Here is a 16,480-nt window from a genome sequence, read left to right on the forward strand (position 1 = left end):
CCATGCCACTCAAGCAGCTGATCAAGGCCGGCACCGGCTGGCTCTGCCTCAACACCCCCGCCGGGCAGCGCCTGCTGCGCGGGACCGACACCATCCTGATGCTGCACCGGGTGGTGGCCGACGACGCGCAGGCGGCCCTGCCGCACCGCAACGCCCTGTGCATCGGCAAACCGGCCTTCGCGAACCTGCTGCGCTGGCTCAAGCGCCGCTTCGACTGCGTGCCGCTCGCCGAACTGCTCGACCCGAGCGGCCCGGCGAACGGGCCGCCGCGCCTGGCCCTGACCTTCGACGACGGCTGGCGCGACAACGCCCTGCATGCCTTTCCGCTGCTCCAGGAGCACGGGCTGCCGGCGAGCATCTTCCTCTCCACCGACTTCATCGGCAGCCCGCAACGCTTCTGGTGGGAAGCCATCGGCGAAACCCTCTGGGGCAGTTTCGGCGAGGAGGCCCGCGAGCAGCTCGGCGAACGGCTGCGACAGCACCTGAGCCTGCCGGAGGAACTGCGCACGGCGAGCGCCGGGCAGCGGCGCAGCCAGGCCCTCGAGCAGTTCCTGCAGCAGCTGAAAGGCCTGTCGGCGGCGACCCTGCAGGAACTCGCCGACGGCTGCCCGAGCCCGCCCGAGCCGCACGCCCTGGACTGGCAGCAGGTGCAGGCGATGGAGGCCTCGGGGCTGATCCGCTTCGGCCCGCACGGCGCCAGCCATGCGATTCTCACCGGCCTCGACGACGACAGTCTGGAGGCCGAGCTGCGGCGCTCGCACGAAGCGATCGGCACGCACTGCCAGGCGCCGCTGCCGGTCTACTGCTATCCCAACGGCGACCACGACGCGCGGGTCTGCGCCGCGCTCCGGCGGCACGGCTACAGCCAGGCGCTGGGCACTCGCACCGGACTGCGTTTCAGCCGGCAGGCGGCCTCGCTGTCGCTGCCGCGCATCGGCGTCAGCCACCGGATCGCCTGCCAGCCCTCCCTGCTCGGCTGGCGCCTCCTGCAAGGCGCCCGTCAATCGGGCGCACCGGCGCCTGCGGCGCAGAGCAACGACCTGCAGGAATGCGGCAATGAAGTCGAATGACTATATCCGCCAACTGATCCTCAGTATCGGTACCAAGCTGGCGATGCTCGCCCTGCGCCTGCTGCGCAACGTGCTGCTGGCACGCATCCTCGGCCCCGCCGATCGCGGCCTGTTCGCCCTGCTCGGCGCCCTGCCGGAGCTGATCGGCGCGATCACCAGCGGCGGGCTGAACACCGCCGTGGGCTACCAGGCCGCGCGCCAGCATCCGATGGGGCTGCTGCTGACGCTGATGCTGATCTACGGCTGCCTGGCTTCGGCGCTGGCGACCCTGTTCGGCGTGGAGATGATGCAGCTGTTCGGCCAGGACCTGGCGATCATGCACCAGCTCGGCCCCTTCGCCTGGCTGCTGCTGCTGGCCGTGCCGCTGTTCGTACTGAAGAGCGCCCTGCTCACCCTGCACAACGCCGACGGCCGGGTCGGCACCTTCAACGGCCTGCGCCTGCTGGAGTCGCTGGTGCCGCTGCTGCTGTTCCTCGCCCTGTTCTGGATGTGGCCGCATGCCGCGCTGAGCGCCGCGCTGATCAGCTGGCTCGGCGGCCTGGCCCTGGTGGTGGCGGTCGGCCTCTGCCTGCTCGCCCGCTACCACAACATCCGCCTGCGCTGGGACTCGGGCAGCCAGGGCGAGCTGCTGCGCTTCGGCAGCCGGAGCCACCCCGACGTGCTGTTCCAGCAGTTGCTGATGCGCGCCGACTACCTGCTCATCGGCCTGCTGCTCGACAGCGAGAGGCTCGGCTACTACGCCATGGCCACCGCCGCCGCCGAGTTGCTGTCCATCGTCCCCGAAGCGGTCACCACGCCGCTGATGAAGCGCCTGCTGCAGCAGGGCGAGGGCATCGATCAGCTCACCCCGCTGGCGTTGCGCCTGACCGGCACCGCGATGCTCGCCGCCTGCCTGGGTCTGGCGCTGATCGGCGAGTGGCTGATCGTGACGCTCTTCGGCAGCGCCTTCCAGCCGGCCTACCCGGCCCTGCTGGCCCTGCTACCCGGCATGTTCAGCCTGTGCTACTCGAGCATCCTGCACCTGGACCTGCTCGGCAAGGAGCGGCCCGGCACCCTCTCGGTGTTCGCCGGCGGCGCGGCGGCGCTGGATCTCCTGCTGGCGGTGCTGCTGATCCCCCGCTGGGGCATCGTCGGCGCGGCGATCGCCTCGTCGGTCGCCTACACCGCCCTTGCCCTGGCCATGCTGCTGCTCTACGGACGGGTCAGCGGCATCGCCATCGGCCAGACCCTGCTGATTTTGCCCAGCGACCTGCGCCTGCTCCGCGCGCAACTGAGGCCGGCGACATGAACGGGCGATCCGCCCTGCTCGGCGGCCTGCTGCTCGGTGCGCTGCTGCCGGCGCAGGCCCAGGAGTGGCCCGGCATCCGCGACGGTGCGCTGTACCTGCGCGCCCCGCGGGACGACAGCCTGCAGATCGACTGGCAGCCGGCCTGGCAGGCCGAGGCCAATGCCGAGCACCTCTACCTGCAGGCCGGCGACGGGCGCTTGCTGGCCCGGCGCGACATCGCCGCCGGGGAAACCCACGGCCGGCAGCGCTGGGCGCTGCACCGCCAGGACGGCGACCAGCGCCTGGAGATCCCCGGCTACAGCTTCCGCCGCTACCGGGTCCGGCATGCCGACGACACCGCCGCGCTGTTCGAGCCGGTCAAGCTGCACTTCTGCGCCGAACTGCCGCCCGGCACGCGCCTGTACTTCCGGGTACTTGCCGGCGAGCACGCGGTGCTGGCCGGCAAGTACCACGGGGGCGTCGAGGGACTGTATGCCGAACGCCCGAGCGACGGCCGCAGCCTCTACCTGCCGCTGTCCCGCGACGGCGAGTACAGCCAGAGCGACCGTCTCGAGCTGCCCGTGTCGGCCGAGGACCAGCTCTGGAGCCTGGTCCTGCAGGGGCGCGGCAAGGCCGCCTTCTGGCTGGACGGTAGCGCCAACCTGTTCGCCCAGCGCCCCGAGCACCTGTTCGGCCCCGAGTTCGCCCCCGGCAACGTCGGGCTCGAACTGCACGACGAGGTCCTCGGCCCGACACCGAAACTCGGCGTGGCCCTGCCCTACACGCCGCCGGAGGCGCCCGAGCTGCTCGCCAAGCTGGCGCCGCGCGCCGCCAGCTACTACAGCTTCGTCGATGCGATGACCCGCGACCCCAGGCGCGAGGAGCAGTTCCGCCCCCTGTACCTGAACCGCTACGGCATCCATACCGACATCACCCTGTTGTCGCAAAGCGGCCGGCGACCGCTGCTCGCCGCCGACGAGATGAGCCGCGGCGGGCTGAAGGCCTGGCTCGACGGCATCGTCGCCCTCGGCGGCGTGGGCACCCATTACCTCGCCCTGGCCGACGAGCCCAACCTCAACTACCCCGACTACGCCAGCTTCGCCGCCTATTTTGCCCGGATGGCCCCGCTGGTCCGCGCGTATCCCGGCGCCCGCGAGGCCGGGGTGCGCCTCGCCCTGCCGTCCTCCTCGCGCCTGATCAACGGCCCGAGCCTCGATGGCGCCGCCGCGCGGCGCGGCCTGGACTGGGCACGGCAGCTGCTGGCCGAACACGGCGAGTGGGTCGACGCCCTCTCCTGGCACGAATGGATGGTCCGCGACCTGCGCGCCACCGGCGTCTACCGCGACGCCGTGCGCCAGGCCGCGCAACTGGTCGGTCTCGACGCCCACGGCCGGCCGCGCAAGGCGCTGCTGCTGGAGCAGACCAACCTGTCCAGCGGCAACAGCGTCAGCCCCTACGAGCAGGAAACCGGGATCGCTGCGCTCTGGTGGGCCTCGGTGGTGGTCAACGCGGCCCAGGACGGCCTGCTGGAGCTGCTCGACTGGTTCCCCGCCACCGACAACGAGAACCACCCCAAGGGCATGATCGGCCTGGCCGGCGACGGCCGCTACGTCCTCAAGCCGGTCGGCGAGGCCATGGCCTTCATGCAGCGGCACTGGCAGGAACAGGTCCTGCGCCTGGACAACGACGCCTTCGAGGTGGACGTGCTGGCCATGCGCACGGGCAGGCGGGTGGTTCTGTTCGGCGTGAACAAGGCGCCGCGGCGGCAGGAGGTTCAGTTGCAGGGCGAGCCGCTGGCGACCTGCAGCGCCCGGGAGGCGCCCCGCCTGCACCTGCTGGGCGCGACGGCCCAACCCGCCGAGGGCACCCTGGACTGCACGGGACGGCCGTGGCGCTTCAGCCTGCCGGGAGAAACCCTCTTCGTCCTCGAGTGGGAGACGCCCTGAGCCCGAGCCAGCCGAAACGCCGGAAGCTGCCCGGTAGCCGGCACTTCAGCCGTCAACCGCCGGCCGTGCGCGACCCGCTCGGCCACCCGTCCGACAGCCGCTCCTGGCGCCGCTTCCACCATCCCTTCAGGCGCTTCCCATAGGGGTAGAGGTCGATCCACAGATCGGCCAGCGGCGAGCCGCTGCTCAGCACGAAGGTGCACAGCGGCTTGCGCTCCAGCCACAGGCTGTTGCTCAGGCCGCCCTCCGGCGCCGCGCAGGAATCCATCCACTGGACGCCCTGATCCTTGAGCGCGTGAAGCAGACGGATGCATTCGAGTTCGAGGAGCGCGCCGGGGGAATACTGGGCGTAGTCCTCGTCGAAGGCGACCTTGAAGGAAAAGGCCCCCGGCGGGGCGAGGAAATCGCAGAGCATCGCCAGCGGCCGGCGATCCAGGGACAACTCGAGCATCATCAGTTGGCCCCGCGCATAGGCCGCCGTGGCAACCGCCTCGAAGTAGCGTCGACAGGCCGTCCGGCAGCCCAGGGCCGAGCGCGACTCGCCCTTCCAGCCTTTCGACTCCAGCGCGAGGAAGGCCGATAGCCAGGCCTGAAGATCCTCGCCCCGGGGTTGCAGCACCCGCAGGCGCAGCTCGCCCAGTTCGGCCAGGCGCCGCCCCAGACGCCGGTATTCCTTGCGCCGCTTCGCCGACACGGCGCGCTCCAGGTAACGCTCGGCATCGTCCCCCGGCTCGATCAGCGCGCGCGAACGCCGGGCACCCTCGTGGCAGCGCAGGCCTTCGTTGCCCAGGGCAGTGCGCAAGGCCGCGGCCAACGGACCGTCGGCGGGCGCATCGCGCAGCAACAGCAACGGGTACTGGCGGCGATGGGCGTGCAGCCAGCGCAGGAAGGCGCGCATCACCGCCGGCTCGCGCCCCCGGCGCACCAGGGGCGTCACCGAAAAGCAGTAGCGGTGGCGGAACATCCGCGCCACCGTCCGCGGCAACAGGCCGCAACCGCTCGGCTCGAACAGCGGGAAAAAGCCGTCCAGCACCGGTCCCTCTTCCGCCCCGCCCTGGCGGACCAGGAACAGCAGCGCGAAGCGCTTGTCGCCGACCAGGTGTTCGAGGGCCGGCAGCAGGGCCCAGGGCGAATAGAACACATTGGGTTCGGCAGCCTCGCGGGCCAGCGCCTCCCAGCCCTCCAGGCAGGGCCCGATAGCCTCCGGCGAGCGGGCGAGCACGATGCGGTAACCGCCGTAGAAAGGCGCGGTGGCGTCGAGGTCGAAGACTTTCCGAGGAGTCATTTCGCGCTTCCTGCCCAGCCGGCCGGGAGGTTGCCCGGCGCAGCGTCAAAGTCGTCCCGAGGTAAGAAACCGGACCGCCATACGGCCGGTCCGTTCAGGACTATAGACAGCCACCCGTCTCCCGGAAGCGGGGAAACGTATCAGCGTTATTCAGTCCGTCGGCCTGTCCGTCCGGGCAGCTGCTACGCTGCTTTACAACAAGCCAAGCGGGAAACGACTGATAACGGACCCCATCATGGACTGTCGCTTTCAATGGAGTAGCACCCTTTCCGCCGCCGACTTTCCCCGTGAAGCCTACGCCAGGCTTCGCGCCCAGGTGCCGCAGGCCACCCCGTTCAACCACCTCGGCTGGCTACAGGCCGCCGAACGCGCCCTCGAGCCGGGCCAGACGCTGCATGTGCTGCTGGCGTGGACGGGAAGCGAGCTGCGCCTGTGCCTGCCGCTGGTCTGCGCCCGCGAACGCCGCTTCGGCCTGCGCTGGACGGTGCTGCGCCATCTCGGCCACCCGCTCAGCGACCGCATCGCCTTGCTCTGCCGGCTCGACGAGGAAGGCCGGCGTCAAACGCGGGCGGCCATCCACCGCCGGCTCCCCCATGCCCTCCTGCAACTGCACGAACTGACGGCCGGCGGCGAGCAGGAAACGCTGCTCGAACACTGGGCCGCGGCCAGCTCGACCCACGAGCGGCGCCCAAGCTGCCGGGTGCCGGTGCATGCGATCGGCGAGGCCGACCGCCGGGAACCCTCAGGCGATTTGCGCTACAAGCTGCGCCGGGCGCGCAAGCGCGCGGCCGCCTGCGATGCCCGGGTACGTCGCCTGACCCCTGACGGCGAGACCATCGGCGCCGTGCTGGAAGCCATCGGCGCCGTCGAACAAGCCAGCTGGAAGGGCGAACAGGGCGTCGGGATCTTCTCCGGCGCGCAGCGCCAGCAGTGGATGCACCAGGCCTTCGGCGCCCTGGCCGCGGCCGGGCTGGTGCGCGTCGTGCTGCTCGAACACCAGGGCCGCTGCATCAGCTACCGCCTCGGGCTGCTGGAGCGCGGCCGGCTCTACGACTACAACCTGGCCTTCCTCCCCGAGTACGCCGAACTCGGCAGCGGCCGCCTGCTGCTGGACGAATGGGTCCGCTGGGGACTGGAAGACGGCTGGCAGTGGATCGACGCCTCGCGGGTCAGCCTGCAGGGCTCCAGCCATCAGTTGCACGAGCGCCTGACCGGCGAGGTCCTGCAGCTGCGCTGGAGCCTCTATTCCTGGCGCCCGAGCGGGATCGCCCTGGGCCTGGCCCACCGCTTCTGGAGCCGCCTGAAGGCCCGCCGCTCGGGCATCGTGGCCCGGCCCGCCGGCAGCAACGGAGAGCAGCCATGCCCAGCCGAGTGATCGTCAATGCCGACGACTTCGGCCTGGACCGCGAGGAAAACGCCGTCATCGTCCGCGCCTTCCGCCGCGGCCTGATCAGCTCCGCCACCCTGATGGCGAACATGCCGGCGTTCACCCATGCCTGCGCGCTGATCCATGCCGAAGGCCTGCACGGCCGGGTCGGCCTGCACGTCAACCTCACCTGCGGCCGCCCGCTGAGCAGTGCCATCGCCGCCCAGCGCCGCTTCTGCAACGCCTCCGGCGAGTTCGCGCTGTGCTTGCCGCGCCATCGCCTGTGGCTCGCCCCCGCCGCGCGCACGGCGATCGACGACGAACTGCAGGCGCAGTGGCAGCGCTGCCTGGACCACGGGGTCCGGCCCACCCATCTGGACTCCCACCAGCACGTGCACAACATCTGGCCGATCGGCGAGCAGCTGGCGCGCTTCGCCGCCGCCCAGGGCGTACCGCTGCGCCAGGCGCGCAACCTGGGCGCCAACCTCGACCCGCTCAAGCGGTTGTTCAAAACGCTGCTCAACCGCCGCCTGCGCCGGCTGGCCGGACGCGGCGTCGAGCACGTCTGCACCCCGGCCGATCTGCGCGACCAGCCCCTGCCGGCACAGGGCACCCTGGAGGTGATCGCCCACCTCTGCAGCCTGGACGAGGACTTCGGCGACGCCTGCCTGGCCCCCGGCGAATCCCTCGCCGCCCTGCTCGAGCGGCGTCTCGGCGGCATTCCGCGGGTCGCCTACAGCGCCTGCGCCGGAGCCGCCGGCAGCGACGCCCTGCATCCCGTGGCGTGAGTGCCGCCGACAGACCCTAATGCTCCTCGCGAAACTGGAACAGTTGCCGGCGCTGCTTCTTGCTCGGCCGCCCGGAGGTTTCCAGGCCAAGCGCGCCGGCCTTGCGCAGCGCCGCCGCCGCCTCGCGCCGGACCCGGCTCTCGGCGGTTTCCTCGTAGAGCAACTGGGCCTCCGGCGCGCCGCGGCGCACCGCGCTGAGTGCGCGAATCACCACGGTGCGCTCGTCGAAGCCGGCGCGGAGGGTCAGCTCCTCGCCGACCTTCGGCTCCTTCGAGGGTTTGCAGCGCTCGCCGCGGCAATGCACCTTGCCGCCCTCGATGGCCTCCTTGGCCAGCGCCCGGGTCTTGTAGAAACGCGCGGCCCAGAGCCATTTGTCCAGGCGTACCTTTTCGTCATCTTTCTCGTTCATGATCGCGGATCACTTCTCCCCTGCCGATCCGGCTGGCCGCGCCAGGGCCGGCGCAGACAGGTGCGGTTGTCGGTCGTGCCGATTAGAATGCCTCACACCGACTGTGGAGCGCTGCCTTCTTGAAGACCTTCGACCAGCTTTCGGTGATCGGCCTGCGCGAATGGATCGACCTGCCCGACCTCGGTGTCGCCGGGCTGCGGGCGAAGATCGACACCGGCGCCAGCACCTCGACCCTGCACGCCACCGAAGTGGTGCAGTTCGAGCGCGACGGCAAGCCCTGGGTGCGCTTCACCGCCCACCTCGGCACCCTGGTGCAACTGCGCCATCGCCACTGCCAGGCGCCTCTGGTAGCAGTCAAGACCATCAAGAGCTCCAACGGCCAGACCCAGACCCGCTACGTGATCCTCACCATCCTGGCGCTCGGCGATCGCGCCTGGCCGGTGGAGTTCACCCTGACCTGCCGCAAGGCCATGCGCTACCGCGTGCTGCTCGGCTCGAAAGCGCTGGTCCAGGGCCAGTTGGTGGTCAACCCGGCGCTGACCTACGTGCAGGACAAACCCCTTTTCCCCAAGCTCCGTGGTGTCCAATGAAAATCGCCGTGCTGTCGCGCAACCCACGCCTCTACTCGACCCGCCGCCTGGTGGAAGCCGGCGAGCAGCGTGGCCACCAGGTGATCGTGATCGATACCCTGCGCGCCTACATGAACATCGCCAGCCACAAGCCACAGATCCACTACCGCGGCCGCCCGCTGGAGGGCTTCGACGCGGTGATCCCGCGCATCGGCGCCTCGGTGACCTTCTACGGCTGCGCGGTGCTACGCCAGTTCGAGATGATGGGCGTGTTCCCGCTCAACGAATCGGTGGCGATCAGCCGCTCGCGGGACAAGCTGCGCTCGCTGCAGCTGCTCTCGCGCAAGGGCATCGGCCTGCCGGTGACCGGCTTCGCCCACTCGCCGGACGACATTCCCGACCTGATCGAGATGGTCGGCGGCGCGCCGCTGGTGATCAAGCTGCTGGAAGGCACCCAGGGCATCGGCGTAGTGCTCTGCGAGACGCAGAAGGCCGCCGAGTCGGTGATCGAGGCGTTCATGGGCATGGAGCAGAACATCATGGTCCAGGAGTACATCCAGGAGGCCGGCGGCGCCGACATCCGCTGCTTCGTGGTCGGCGAGAAGGTCATCGCCTCGATGAAGCGCCAGGCCAAGCCCGGCGAGTTCCGCTCCAACCTGCACCGCGGCGGCACCGCCAGCCTGGTCAAGATCACCCCGGAGGAGCGTTCCACCGCGATCCGCGCGGCCAAGATCATGGGCCTCAACGTCGCCGGCGTGGACATCCTGCGCTCCAACCACGGCCCGCTGGTGATGGAGGTGAACTCCTCGCCCGGCCTGGAAGGCATCGAGACCACCACCGGCAAGGACGTCGCGGGGATGATCATCGAATACCTGGAAAAAAACGCCGAGTACGGGATGACGCGGACCCGCGGCAAGGGTTGAACCGGGCCGGGACAACGCCTGCGTTGTCCCGGCGAATGCTGCTCACACCGCGTCGCGCGGCAGCACCAGCCCCAGCGGCAGACAGACCCGCGCCTCCAGGCCGCCGCCCGGGCGGTTGCGCAGCTCGACGCTGCCGCCGTGCTGGGCGGCGATGCGCTTGACGATGGCCAGGCCCAGGCCGGTCCCGGTCCCGCCGCGGGCGCGGTCGCCGCGGGTGAAGGGATTGAAGATCTCGTCCATCTCCGCCGGGTCGATGCCGGCGCCGCGGTCGAGCACGCTGAGCACCACGTAGGGCGAGCCCTGGTCGCCGGCCACGTAGGCGGCGACCTCGACCTGTTCGCCGCCGTGGCGCAGGGCGTTCTGCACCAGATTGCCGAGCAACCGCTTGATCGACACCCGGCGCAAGGGGAACGGCGGAATCGGCCGCAGGCACAGGCGCACCCGCTCGCCGTTCTGGTTGAACGGCGTCACCACCTCCTGCACCAGCTCGCCCAGCTCGAGCTGCTCCACCGGCTCGTCGCGGCCGTCTCGGATGAAGGCGAGGAACTGGTCGAGGATGGCGTCCATGTCCTCGATGTCGCGCACCATGTCCTCGGTCAGCTCGGCGTCGCTGCCGAGCAGTTCCAGGGACAGGCGCAGGCGGGTCAGCGGGGTGCGCAGGTCGTGGGACACCCCGGCCAGCATCAGCTCGCGCTCGCGAGCGGCCTGCTCGACGTCGGCGGACATCTGGTTGAAGGCGCGGTACAGCTCGGTCATCTCGCTCGGCGTGTCGCTGACCGGCAGGTGCACGCTGCGGCCCTGGCCGATCTGCCGGGCGGCGAACATCAGCAGCTTGAGCGGCGCGTTCAACTGGCGGACGAAGATCCAGGCGGCGGCGGTGGAGAACAGACCGATGCCGAAGAGCCAGCCGAGCACGCTCCAGATCCGCTGGCCGCGCAGCGGGTGCGGGTACATGGGAATCCGCAGCCAGTCCGGCCCCAGGTTGGGCGCATAGACCCAGAGCGCCAGGCTCGGCTGGGAGCGCATCCGCACCAGGGTCTGCGGGCCCAGCTCGCCCTGCATCTGGCGCTGGAAGATCTCGCTGTACGGCCAGTGGTACTCGCCGGGCGGCACGTTTTCCGAGTCGCCCTGCACCAGCCCGGCCGCCTCGGCGATGCGCGGGCGGTCCCGCTCGTCCGCGGCCCAGTAGGCGCGCAGGGTCAGCGCGGCGCCGTGGCTGTACTGGCGATCCACCAGTACGTCCTCGTTCATCATCAGGTAGACCAGGGTCAGCGCCTTGGAAAACAGCACCACCATCAGGACCAGCCAGAGGGTGCGGGCGAAGAAGCTTTGCGGGAACCAGAGCGGGGTTTTCATCGGGGCACTACCAGCGGAACGCGCGAACGGGGCGCCGGCCCGGACGGCCGGCCGGCGATGGCGGGATCGTTCAGCGGTTGCCGTCCGGGACGAACACGTAGCCGACGCCCCACACGGTCTGGATGTAGCGCGGCTTGGAGGGGTCCGGCTCGATCAGCCGGCGCAGGCGCGAGATCTGCACGTCGATGGAGCGCTCCAGGGCGTCCCATTCGCGGCCGCGGGCGAGGCTCATCAGCTTGTCGCGGGTCAGCGGCTCGCGGGCGTGCTGGACCAGCGCCTTGAGCACGGCGAACTCGCCGGTGGTGAGCATCTGCACCTGGTCGCCCTTGGTCAGCTCGCGGGTGGCCAGGGACAACCGGTAGTCGCCGAAGCGCACGACCTCCTCCTCGCCGGCCGGCGCGCCCGGCACCACCGGCACCTGGCGGCGCAGCACGGCCTTGATCCGCGCCAGCAGCTCGCGGGGGTTGAACGGCTTGGCCAGGTAGTCGTCGGCGCCCAGCTCCAGCCCCTGGATGCGGCTGCTCTCGTCGCCCTTGGCGGTGAGCATGATGATCGGCACCCGGTTGTCGCTCTCGCGCAGCCGCCGACAGGCGGACAGGCCGTCCTCGCCGGGCAGCATCAGGTCGAGCACCAGCAGGTTGAAGAGTTCGCGGCTGAGCAGGCGGTCCATCTGCTCGGCGTTCTCCACCGCCCGCACGCGGTAGCCCTGCTCGTTGAGAAAGCGCTCCAGCAGATGCCGCAGGCGGGGGTCGTCGTCGACGACGAGGATCTTTTCGCCTTCCGGCGCGGCGCTGACTGTGCTGTTCATCGGGACTCCTGGCAACGATCGTGCGCAATTATGACGCAGCCCGGGGAAAGCGGCGGCCAACCATTGTTAGCAGATTTTACCCGCCCCCGCGGCATCGCCATCGTCAGCAAGGCGCACCGCGCCGCCCCGCACCGTCACCCGGCCGTTATAATCGCGCTCCCCTGTGGCCGCCGCGGCCACCTTCCCCCGCCCATGCAGGAAGTCATATGGACAGCATCAACGCCCGTATCGCCGAGGAACTCGGCGTCCGCCCGCAACAGGTCGCCGCCGCCGTGGCGCTGCTCGACGAGGGCGCCACCGTGCCCTTCATCGCCCGCTACCGCAAAGAAGTCACCGGCAGCCTCGACGATACCCAGCTGCGCACCCTGGAGGAGCGCCTGCGCTACCTGCGCGAGCTGGAGGAGCGGCGCACGGCGATCCTTTCCAGCATCGAGGAACAGGGCAAGCTGACCCCGGAACTGGCCCGCGAGATCGGGCTGGCCGACACCAAGACGCGCCTGGAAGACCTCTACCTGCCGTACAAGCAAAAGCGCCGCACCAAGGGCCAGATCGCCCTGGAGGCCGGCCTCGGCGAACTGGCCGACGCGCTGTTCGGCAACCCCGAGCTGGCCCCCGAGGCCGAGGCGGTGCGCTTCGTCGACGCCGAGAAGGGCTTCGCCGACGTGAAAGCCGTGCTGGAAGGCGCCAAGTACATCCTCATGGAGCGCTTCGCCGAGGACGCCACCCTGCTCGACCGGCTGCGCGGCTTCCTCAAGACCGAAGCCACCCTGAGCGCCCGCCTGGTCGCCGGCAAGGAGCAGGAAGGCGCCAAGTTCAGCGACTACTTCGAGCACGACGAACCGCTCAAGGGCGCGCCTTCGCACCGCGCCCTGGCGATTTTTCGCGGGCGCAACGAGGGCGTGCTGAGCGTCGCCCTCAAGGTCGGCGAAGAACTGCCCGGCAGCATGCATCCGTGCGAAGGTATGATCGGCGAGCGTTTCGGCATCGACAACCGCGGCCGCGCCGCCGACAAGTGGCTGGCCGAGGTGGTGCGCTGGACCTGGAAGGTCAAGCTCTACACCCACCTGGAAACCGACCTCTTCGGCGAGCTGCGCGAGCAGGCCGAGAGCGAGGCGATCAACGTGTTCGCCCGCAACCTGCACGACCTGCTGCTCGCCGCCCCGGCCGGCCCGCGGGTGACCCTGGCCCTCGACCCGGGCCTGCGCACCGGCTGCAAGGTCGCCGTGGTGGATGCCACCGGCAAGCTGCTGGACACCGCCACCGTCTACCCGCACGTGCCGCGCAACGACTGGGACGGCACCCTGGCGACCCTCGCCAAGCTCTGCGCCAAGCATGGGGTGGAACTGATCGCCATCGGCAACGGCACGGCGAGCCGCGAGAGCGACAAGCTGGCCGGCGAGCTGATCAGGAAGCACCCGGCGCTGAAACTCACCAAGATCATGGTCAGCGAGGCCGGCGCCTCGGTGTACTCGGCGTCCGAGTTGGCCGCCCGCGAATTCCCCGAACTCGACGTGTCGCTGCGCGGCGCGGTGTCGATCGCCCGGCGCCTGCAGGACCCGCTGGCCGAGCTGGTGAAGATCGAGCCCAAGGCCATCGGCGTCGGCCAGTACCAGCACGACGTCTCCCAGCTGCAGCTGGCGCGCTCGCTGGATGCGGTGGTCGAGGACTGCGTGAACGCCGTCGGGGTCGACGTCAACACCGCCTCGGCCGCGCTGCTGGCGCGCATTTCCGGCCTCAACGCGACCCTGGCGGGCAACATCGTCGCCTACCGCGACGCCAACGGCGCCTTCAAGAGCCGCACCGAGCTGAAGAAGGTGCCGCGCCTGGGCGAGAAGACCTTCGAGCTGGCCGCCGGCTTCCTGCGGGTGATGAACGGCGACAACCCGCTGGACGCCTCGGGGGTGCACCCGGAGGCCTACCCGGTGGTCAAGCGCATCGCCGCCGACACCGGCCGCGATATCCGTTCGCTGATCGGCGACTCGGGCTTCCTCAAGCGCCTCGACCCTGCCAAATTCACCGACGAGACCTTCGGCCTGCCCACCGTCACCGACATCCTCAAGGAACTGGACAAACCCGGCCGCGACCCGCGCCCGGAGTTCAAGACCGCCGCCTTCCAGGACGGCGTCGAAAGCCTCAAGGACCTGGTGCCGGGGATGATCCTCGAGGGCGTGGTGACCAACGTGACCAACTTCGGCGCCTTCGTCGACATCGGCGTGCACCAGGACGGTCTGGTGCACATCAGCGCGCTGTCGGAGAAGTTCGTCAAGGACCCCTACGAGGTGGTCAAGGCCGGCGACATCGTCAAGGTCAAGGTGATGGAGGTGGATATCCCGCGCAACCGCGTCGGCCTGTCGATGCGCATGGGCGACACCCCCGGCGAGAAGGTCGAGGGTCCGCGCGGCGGCGGCAAGCCGCGCGGCAATGCCCCGCGCAGCGAGCGCCATTCCGGCCAGGAAAAACCGGCGCCGGCGAACAACGCCATGGCCGCGCTGTTCGCCAGCGCCAAGCAACTGAGGAAGTGAACCCCGTGAGCATGCAAGAAGAAGCCATCGGCAAGAGCAGCGCCTTCGGGCGCCTGCTCGGCCTGGAGATCCTCGCCGCCGCCGGCGGCGAGGCGACGGTGCGCCTGGCCATGCACGACGGCCTGCGCAACCTGCACGGCAAGCTGCACGGCGGCGCGCTGTTCTCGCTGATCGACAGCGCCATGGGCCAGGCCAGCCACAGCCTGAGCGACGGCACCCCGGACAGCGTCACCCTGGAATGCAAGGTCAACTACATCCGCCCGGTCAGCGAGGGCGAGCTGACCTGCCGCGCCTGGGTCGAGCACAACGGCAAGCGCACCCAGGTGATCGAGGCCGAAGTGCATCAGCACGGCAAGCTGGTGGCCAAGGCGCTGGCCACCTTCGCCCGCCTGTAGCCTCCGGCCTTCGGACGCGCCTGGCCGCGACGCTCCCGTCGCGGCCAAGGCCACGCCTCCCGCCGTCCCGCCGCCGTTTCCCCTTCGGCCCAAGGCCGACAATACTTGTATAGCCCCCCGTCGATCCCCATATTGGCGCGATTGTCGCGTGAAGGAATCCGAACTTGAGCGAGCTTCTCTCCCGTCGCCTGGCCCTGCTGGGCGAGCCCGCCAACCTGTCCCTGCTCAGGCATTGCCTGCACGGCATCGAGCGGGAATGCCTGCGCGTCGACGCCGGCGGACAGCTGGCGCAGACCCCCCACCCGGCGGCGCTCGGTTCGGCACTGACTCATCCGCAGATCACCACCGACTATTCCGAGGCGCTGCTGGAGTTCATCACGCCCGCCGAGAGCGACCCGGCGGCGACCCTCGCCGAGCTGGAACGCGTCCACCGCTTCGCCTGCGCCACGCTCGACGGCGAATACCTGTGGAGCCCGTCGATGCCCTGCCCGCTGCCGGCCGAAGAGGACATCCCCATCGCCCGCTACGGCAGCTCCCACATCGGCCGGCTCAAGCACGTCTACCGCAAGGGACTGGCGCTGCGCTACGGCAAGACCATGCAGTGCATCGCCGGCATCCACTACAACTTCTCCCTGCCGGAAGCCCTCTGGCCGCGGCTGCAGCAGGCCGAGGGCGACACCCGCGGCGTCCGCGACTTCCAGTCCGAGCGCTACATCGCGCTGATCCGCAACTTCCGCCGCTACAGCTGGCTCCTGATGTACCTGTTCGGCGCCTCGCCGGCGCTCGACAAGAGCTTCCTGCGCGGCCGCCCGCACCACCTGCAGGAACTCGATGCCGAGACCCTCTACCTGCCCTGGGCGACCAGTCTGCGGATGAGCGATTTGGGCTACCAGAACAACGCCCAGGCCGGCCTGACCCCCTGCTACAACGACCTGACCAGCTACACCGACAGCCTGCGCCGGGCGGTCTCCACCCCCTACGCGCCCTACGCCGCGATCGGCACCCAGCGCGACGGCGAATGGCTGCAGCTCAACACCAACGTGCTGCAGATCGAAAACGAGTACTACTCGAGCATCCGCCCCAAGCGCGTCACCGGCAGCGGCGAGCGGCCGATCCAGGCGCTGGTCGCCCGCGGCGTGCAGTACGTCGAGGTGCGCTGCCTGGACATCGACCCCTTCCTGCCGCTGGGCATCGATCTCGACGAGGCGCGCTTCCTCGACGTCTTCCTGCTGTTCTGCGCCCTCGAGGACAGCCCCTGCCTGGCCCCGGAAGAATGCGCCAGCTGCACCGGCAACTTCCTCAAGGTGGTCAAGGAGGGCCGCCGCCCCGGCCTGCACCTGCAGCGCCAGGGCAAGCCGGTACGCTTCGCCGACTGGGCCGGCGAGCTGCTCGAGCGCCTGCAGCCCTTCGCCGAGCTGTTCGACCGGGCCCATGGCGGCGAACGCTACCGCAGCGCCCTGCGCGCCCAGCAGGCCAAGGTCGCCGACCCCGACCTCACCCCCTCGGCCAGAGTCCTCGCGACCCTGCGCGAGCACGGCGAAAGCTTCACCGCCTTCGCCCTGCGCCAGAGCCTGGCCCACGCCGAAACCTTCCGCGCCCGCCCGCTGGGCGAAGAGGAACGCCAGGCCTTCGAGGACGAGGCCCGCGCCTCGCTGGCCGAACAGGCCGAACTGGAGCGCCAGGACACCGGCAGCTTCGACGACTTCGTCGCGGCCTATCAGGCGAGCATCCAGAACGCCGGGGCCTGAGCGCCCCCTCCGGTCGCAGCAACGGCGA

At 70.1% G+C, this 16,480-nt stretch carries 14 protein-coding genes; 10 read left to right on the forward strand and 4 right to left on the reverse strand.

Annotated elements, in window-relative coordinates; genetic code table 11:
- The first annotated feature begins 2 nt into the window (after positions 1-2).
- From BMY22_RS05730 to BMY22_RS05740, 3 genes are read left to right on the forward strand one after another with little or no spacing between them, the layout of a single operon-like run.
- Complete coding sequence (locus BMY22_RS05730) at positions 3-1,070, forward strand: polysaccharide deacetylase family protein (protein ID WP_090620255.1); 1,068 nt, start codon at positions 3-5, stop codon at positions 1,068-1,070.
- Positions 1,057-2,358, forward strand: coding sequence for a lipopolysaccharide biosynthesis protein (locus BMY22_RS05735; RefSeq protein WP_090620257.1), 1,302 nt, complete (start codon positions 1,057-1,059; stop codon positions 2,356-2,358). The genes BMY22_RS05730 and BMY22_RS05735 overlap by 14 nt, the downstream gene beginning before the upstream one ends.
- Positions 2,355-4,283, forward strand: coding sequence for a hypothetical protein (locus BMY22_RS05740; protein ID WP_090620258.1), 1,929 nt, complete (start codon positions 2,355-2,357; stop codon positions 4,281-4,283). Before BMY22_RS05735 ends, BMY22_RS05740 begins: the two co-directional genes overlap by 4 nt.
- Positions 4,284-4,335: 52 nt before the next feature.
- Here BMY22_RS05740 and BMY22_RS05745 read toward each other — a convergent pair whose 3' ends face one another.
- Positions 4,336-5,568: a GNAT family N-acetyltransferase gene (locus tag BMY22_RS05745; protein WP_090620259.1), complete on the reverse strand. Its 1,233-nt coding sequence runs from the start codon at positions 5,566-5,568 to the stop codon at positions 4,336-4,338.
- Between the two features lie 235 nt (positions 5,569-5,803).
- Here BMY22_RS05745 and BMY22_RS05750 point away from each other — a divergent pair, with 235 nt between their 5' ends.
- Positions 5,804-6,943: a GNAT family N-acetyltransferase gene (locus BMY22_RS05750; RefSeq protein WP_090620260.1), complete on the forward strand. Its 1,140-nt coding sequence runs from the start codon at positions 5,804-5,806 to the stop codon at positions 6,941-6,943.
- Positions 6,928-7,722 (forward strand): ChbG/HpnK family deacetylase, encoded by a 795-nt coding sequence (locus tag BMY22_RS05755; RefSeq protein WP_090620262.1) that lies wholly within the window; start codon positions 6,928-6,930, stop codon positions 7,720-7,722. The genes BMY22_RS05750 and BMY22_RS05755 overlap by 16 nt, the downstream gene beginning before the upstream one ends.
- A gap of 16 nt (positions 7,723-7,738) precedes the next feature.
- On the opposite strand, the gene hslR is transcribed toward BMY22_RS05755, so the two are convergent.
- A complete protein-coding gene (gene hslR, locus BMY22_RS05760; protein WP_090620263.1) occupies positions 7,739-8,131 on the reverse strand; it encodes a ribosome-associated heat shock protein Hsp15 in 393 nt (130 codons plus the stop codon).
- Between the two features lie 119 nt (positions 8,132-8,250).
- Between hslR and rimB the strand changes: the two genes are divergently transcribed.
- Entirely contained in the window at positions 8,251-8,721 is a 471-nt protein-coding gene (gene rimB, locus BMY22_RS05765) for a retropepsin-like aspartic endopeptidase RimB (protein WP_090620266.1), read from the forward strand.
- A complete protein-coding gene (gene rimK / locus BMY22_RS05770; RefSeq protein ID WP_090620268.1) occupies positions 8,718-9,623 on the forward strand; it encodes a 30S ribosomal protein S6--L-glutamate ligase in 906 nt (301 codons plus the stop codon). The genes rimB and rimK overlap by 4 nt, the downstream gene beginning before the upstream one ends.
- Positions 9,624-9,665: 42 nt before the next feature.
- Here the strand turns inward: rimK and BMY22_RS05775 are convergent, their stop codons facing one another.
- Complete coding sequence (locus BMY22_RS05775) at positions 9,666-10,979, reverse strand: ATP-binding protein (protein WP_090620270.1); 1,314 nt, start codon at positions 10,977-10,979, stop codon at positions 9,666-9,668.
- Between the two features lie 70 nt (positions 10,980-11,049).
- Positions 11,050-11,787 (reverse strand): osmolarity response regulator transcription factor OmpR, encoded by a 738-nt coding sequence (gene ompR / locus BMY22_RS05780; RefSeq protein WP_090620271.1) that lies wholly within the window; start codon positions 11,785-11,787, stop codon positions 11,050-11,052.
- A 206-nt stretch (positions 11,788-11,993) separates the two neighbouring features.
- On the opposite strand from ompR, the gene BMY22_RS05785 reads away from it, so the two are divergent.
- The 3 genes from BMY22_RS05785 (at position 11,994) to gshA (ending at position 16,452) form a co-directional block, all read left to right on the forward strand.
- Positions 11,994-14,309 carry a Tex family protein gene (locus BMY22_RS05785; RefSeq protein WP_090620273.1) on the forward strand — a complete coding sequence of 772 codons (2,316 nt, stop codon included), beginning with the start codon at positions 11,994-11,996 and terminating at the stop codon, positions 14,307-14,309.
- A gap of 5 nt (positions 14,310-14,314) precedes the next feature.
- Complete coding sequence (locus BMY22_RS05790; RefSeq protein ID WP_167363705.1) at positions 14,315-14,704, forward strand: PaaI family thioesterase; 390 nt, start codon at positions 14,315-14,317, stop codon at positions 14,702-14,704.
- A gap of 164 nt (positions 14,705-14,868) precedes the next feature.
- Positions 14,869-16,452: a glutamate--cysteine ligase gene (gene gshA, locus BMY22_RS05795; protein ID WP_090620274.1), complete on the forward strand. Its 1,584-nt coding sequence runs from the start codon at positions 14,869-14,871 to the stop codon at positions 16,450-16,452.
- Positions 16,453-16,480 lie beyond the last annotated feature (28 nt).

Origin of the sequence: Azotobacter beijerinckii (assembly GCF_900110885.1) — a bacterium.
In the GTDB taxonomy this organism is placed as follows: Bacteria; Pseudomonadota; Gammaproteobacteria; order Pseudomonadales; family Pseudomonadaceae; genus Azotobacter; species Azotobacter beijerinckii.

Excerpts from the sequence above, each read along its gene's own strand:
- BMY22_RS05745 (WP_090620259.1), bottom strand. The coding sequence starts at position 5,568 with ATGACTCCTCGGAAAGTCTTCGACCTCGACGCCACCGCGCCTTTCTAC.
- BMY22_RS05740 (WP_090620258.1), top strand. The coding sequence starts at position 2,355 with ATGAACGGGCGATCCGCCCTGCTCGGCGGCCTGCTGCTCGGTGCGCTG.
- BMY22_RS05730 (WP_090620255.1), top strand. The coding sequence starts at position 3 with ATGCCACTCAAGCAGCTGATCAAGGCCGGCACCGGCTGGCTCTGCCTC.
- BMY22_RS05735 (WP_090620257.1), top strand. The coding sequence starts at position 1,057 with ATGAAGTCGAATGACTATATCCGCCAACTGATCCTCAGTATCGGTACC.
- hslR (WP_090620263.1), bottom strand. The coding sequence starts at position 8,131 with ATGAACGAGAAAGATGACGAAAAGGTACGCCTGGACAAATGGCTCTGG.
- ompR (WP_090620271.1), bottom strand. The coding sequence starts at position 11,787 with ATGAACAGCACAGTCAGCGCCGCGCCGGAAGGCGAAAAGATCCTCGTC.
- BMY22_RS05755 (WP_090620262.1), top strand. The coding sequence starts at position 6,928 with ATGCCCAGCCGAGTGATCGTCAATGCCGACGACTTCGGCCTGGACCGC.
- BMY22_RS05750 (WP_090620260.1), top strand. The coding sequence starts at position 5,804 with ATGGACTGTCGCTTTCAATGGAGTAGCACCCTTTCCGCCGCCGACTTT.
- BMY22_RS05775 (WP_090620270.1), bottom strand. The coding sequence starts at position 10,979 with ATGAAAACCCCGCTCTGGTTCCCGCAAAGCTTCTTCGCCCGCACCCTC.
- rimK (WP_090620268.1), top strand. The coding sequence starts at position 8,718 with ATGAAAATCGCCGTGCTGTCGCGCAACCCACGCCTCTACTCGACCCGC.
- BMY22_RS05785 (WP_090620273.1), top strand. The coding sequence starts at position 11,994 with ATGGACAGCATCAACGCCCGTATCGCCGAGGAACTCGGCGTCCGCCCG.